We start from the raw sequence: 3,729 nt of genomic DNA on the forward strand, positions 1-3,729 counted from the left end.
AGGTTGCGGCTTTGTCGTTTCAGGCGCCCGGATCAGTGAGCAAACAGCGAATTGCCCTTCTGCCCCGCCAGTTTCTCCGGCTTGATCAGGAACTTGGCCAGCGCTGGCAACAGCCACAGCGCACCGAACATGTTCCACAGCAACATGAAGGTCAGCATCAGGCCCATGTCGGCCTGGAACTTGATTGCCGAGAAGATCCAGGTGCATACGCCGATGGCCAGGCACAGGCCGGTGAACAGCACCGCTTTACCGGTGGATTTCAGGGTCTGGTAATAGGCTTCCTGCAATGGCAGACCGGCGCGCAGGAAACTCTCCAGACGGCTGTAGATGTAGATGCCGTAGTCCACGCCAATCCCCACGCCCAGCGCCACCACCGGCAGGGTCGCAACCTTGACGCCGATGCCCATGAACGCCATCAGCGCGTTGCCCAGCACCGAGGTCAGCACCAGCGGCAGGACGATGCACAGGGTCGCCGCCCACGAGCGGAAGGTGATCATGCACATCACTGCGACGCAGATGTACACCAGAATCAGGATGGTCAGCTCGGCCTGTTTGATCACCTCGTTGGTGGCCGCTTCGATGCCGGCGTTACCGGCGGCGAGGATGAATTCCAGACCGTCCTTGTTGTTGGCCTTGGCAAATTCCTGCACCGCATGCACCGCGCGGTCGAGGGTTTCGGCCTTGTGGTCGTTGAGGAAGATCAACACCGGCGCCAGCGAACAGCTGTTGTTGTACAGGCCGTCGGCGCGGGCAATCGAGTTGTTCAGCACGTCCGGGTTGCGCGACAGGGTTTCCCACTTCAGGTTGCCCTCGTTCATGCCCTTGATCATCTGTTTGGACACGGTCACCAGCGAGATCGCCGACTGCACGCCCTCGGTGTTCTGCATCTTCCACATCAGCTCGTCGATCGGTGCCATCGCTTCGTAGCGCGAGCACCCTTCGGTGGCGGTCTTGACCATCACCACCAGCACGTCGGAACTGGTGGAATAGTTGTTGATGATGAAGTTGTTGTCCTTGTTGTAGCGCGAGTCCGGACGCAGCTCCGGCGCGCCCTGGTCAAGGTCGCCGATCTTCAGGTTCTGGCTGTACCAGAGGCCGCCACCGAAGGCGAGCAGCGCCAGGGCAATCGAGACCGGCGCGACTTTCGGGCTGGCGAAGTTCGACAACAGGCGCCAGAACGGGTGTTCGCGGTTCGCGTCCTTCTTGCTCTTGGCGATGGCGCGCTTGCTGATGCCGACATAGGAAATCGCCACCGGCAGCAGGATCAGGTTGGTGAACACGATCACCGCCACGCCGATGGACGCGCCGATCGCCAGTTCGCGGATCACCCCGATGTCGATGATCAGCAGGGTGATGAAGCCCACGGCGTCGGCGAGAATCGCGATCATCCCCGGCAGGAACAGTTGCCGGAAGGTGCGCCGCGCCGCAGTCAGGGCGTTGTCCGCCTCACTCGACTGCAGGGCGATGCCGTTGATCTTCTGCACGCCGTGGGAAATGCCGATGGCGAAGATCAGGAACGGCACCAGCATCGAATACGGATCCAGCCCGAAACCGAAGAAGTGCATCAGCCCCAGTTGCCAGACCACCGCCACCAGCGTGGTGCTCAACACCGCAATGGTGCTGCGCAGGCAGTTGGTGAACCACAGCAGCAGAATCAGGGTGATGACGAACGCGATGCCGAAGAACATCACCACCATCACCAGGCCGTCGATCAGGTCTCCGACCTTCTTGGCGAAGCCGACGATGTGGATCTTGACGTTGGGGTTCTGCGCTTCGAACTTGTTGCGGATCTTGTCTTCAAGCTCATGGGAGAACTGGCGGTAGTCCAGCGCCAGCAGCTTGCCCTGATCCTGCGGGTCCGGGTAGGACTCCAACAGCGGGATGTCGACGATGCTCGATTTGAAGTCGTTGGACACCAGGCGCCCGACCTGCCCTGACTTGAGCACGTTGTTGCGCAGCATGTCGAGGCTGTCCGGCGAGCCGTCGTAGCTCTGCGGAATCACTTCACCGCCAGCGAACCCCTCTTCGGTCACTTCGGTCCAGCGTACGCTCGGACTCCACAGCGATTTGAGGCCGGAACGGTCGACGCCGGAGATGTAGAACACCTCGTCGTTGATCTGGCGCAGGGTCTCCATGTATTCCTTGGAGAAGATGTCGCCGTCTTTGGCTTCCACTGAAATCCGAACGGTATTGCCCAGGTTCGCCAGATCGTTGCGGTGCTCCATCATCTTCTCGATGAACGGATGCTTGAGCGGGATCATTTTTTCGAAACTGGTGGAGGGGCGAATCAGCGTGGCCTGCCAGAACAGGAAAATACTGACCACCAGACAGATCAGGATCACGGCCGGACGGTTGTTGAAAATCAGACGCTCGAGGAACGTCGCCTTGTCCTGATGATGAGTGCTCAAGGAAGTCATAGCCCCGCCTTCTTATTATTGATTTCGGCGCCGTTTGGCTGCGTGGTGTGCACACCGCCCTGCCCGGTCAGAATCAGATTGCCGTCGCCGGCCGCTGTCACCGAGGACAGCGAAATGCGGTCCGGGCGGTTGAACACGCTGAAGGTTTCGCCGTTGTCGCTGCTGCTGATCACCGAGCCGCCGTTGCCGACGATCACGATCAAGCCATCCGCGAGCAGCGTGGCGCCGGACAGACCGAACTCCAGCGCACCACGCGCGGCTTTGAGTTCGACCTGCTGCCAGGTGCTGCCGAAATCGCTGGAACGATAGAGGTTGCCGCGCAGGCCGTAGGCCAACAAGGTCTGCGCCTGGGCGGTGCCGATCACGCCGAACAGCGAGCCTTGATATGGGCCCTGGAGTTTTTCCCAGGTCTGGCCCCAGTCCGGGGAGCGGAACATGCTGCCCTGCTCGCCGACGATGAACAGCCCGGCGTCCTTGACCGCCGCGATGGCGTTGAGGTGGAACTGGTCCTGGTTGTCGAGGCGGTCGCTGACGTCCTGCCAGTTCTTGCCGCCATCGGTGGTTTCCAGCAATGCGCCGTAGGCACCGACCGCGACGCCGTGGTTGACGTCCTGGAACCAGACGTCGAGCAGCGGTGCTTCGCGCTTGAGGTCTTCGAATTGTTTGCTCCAGGTCAGGCCGCCGTCGGCGCTGGCGAGGATCTGCGCGTCGTGGCCGACCGCCCAGCCGTGCTTGTCGTCGACGAAGTACACCGCCGTCAGCAGTTGCCGGGTCGGCACTTTGGCCTGGGTCCAGGTCTTGCCCTGGTCGTCGGAAAAGAGAATGTGCCCGCGGTCACCCACCGCCACCAACCGGGTGCCGGCGTGGACAACATCGAGTATCAGGCTTTTTGGCGGCTTTGGCCGATTCGGTGGAGTACACCCCGTCGGCGGGCGCTTCGGCAGCCAGAACGGGTGCCGACAAGGCAGCACAGCCCAGCAGTGTGAGTGCTGTGGCCAGCAACGCGGTGTTGCGTAACGCCGGCGGGCGGCAACGACTCATAGACCTTCCCCTATTTATTATTGTTAGGCCATTGGGCCTTAGGGCGCCGCAAGGGTGCTCGTGGTGACTGATGGGTCACAAGCATAGCCGTGAAACCCGCAGTCCAGAGCGCCTTGGGAAGCTGGCTCATCCTATCGGGCTTTGGAAACGTCTGACAATCGGCGCCACGTTATCTTTTGTTAACCAAATGACCCCGACACAACCCCCTGTAGGAGCTGCGGCACGCTGCGATCTTTTGATCGGTTTTTTAAAAACAAAGATCAAAAGATCG

Annotated in this window: 1 protein-coding gene and 1 pseudogene; both read right to left on the reverse strand. The window is 60.8% G+C overall.

The genetic code is table 11. The annotated features are described in order from the left end of the window. Positions 1-32: 32 nt before the first annotated feature. The gene (locus tag HT737_RS03865) at positions 33-2,417 is read right to left on the reverse strand and encodes an RND family transporter (RefSeq protein ID WP_047293887.1); all 2,385 of its coding nucleotides are present in this window, start codon (positions 2,415-2,417) and stop codon (positions 33-35) included. Then, positions 2,414-3,458: pseudogene (locus HT737_RS03870) on the reverse strand (WD40/YVTN/BNR-like repeat-containing protein). The gene HT737_RS03865 and the pseudogene HT737_RS03870 overlap by 4 nt, the downstream one beginning before the upstream one ends. Positions 3,459-3,729 lie beyond the last annotated feature (271 nt).

The sequence above is a fragment of the Pseudomonas sp. MD195_PC81_125 genome (assembly GCF_014060985.1).
GTDB lineage: Bacteria > Pseudomonadota > Gammaproteobacteria > Pseudomonadales > Pseudomonadaceae > Aquipseudomonas > Aquipseudomonas parakoreensis.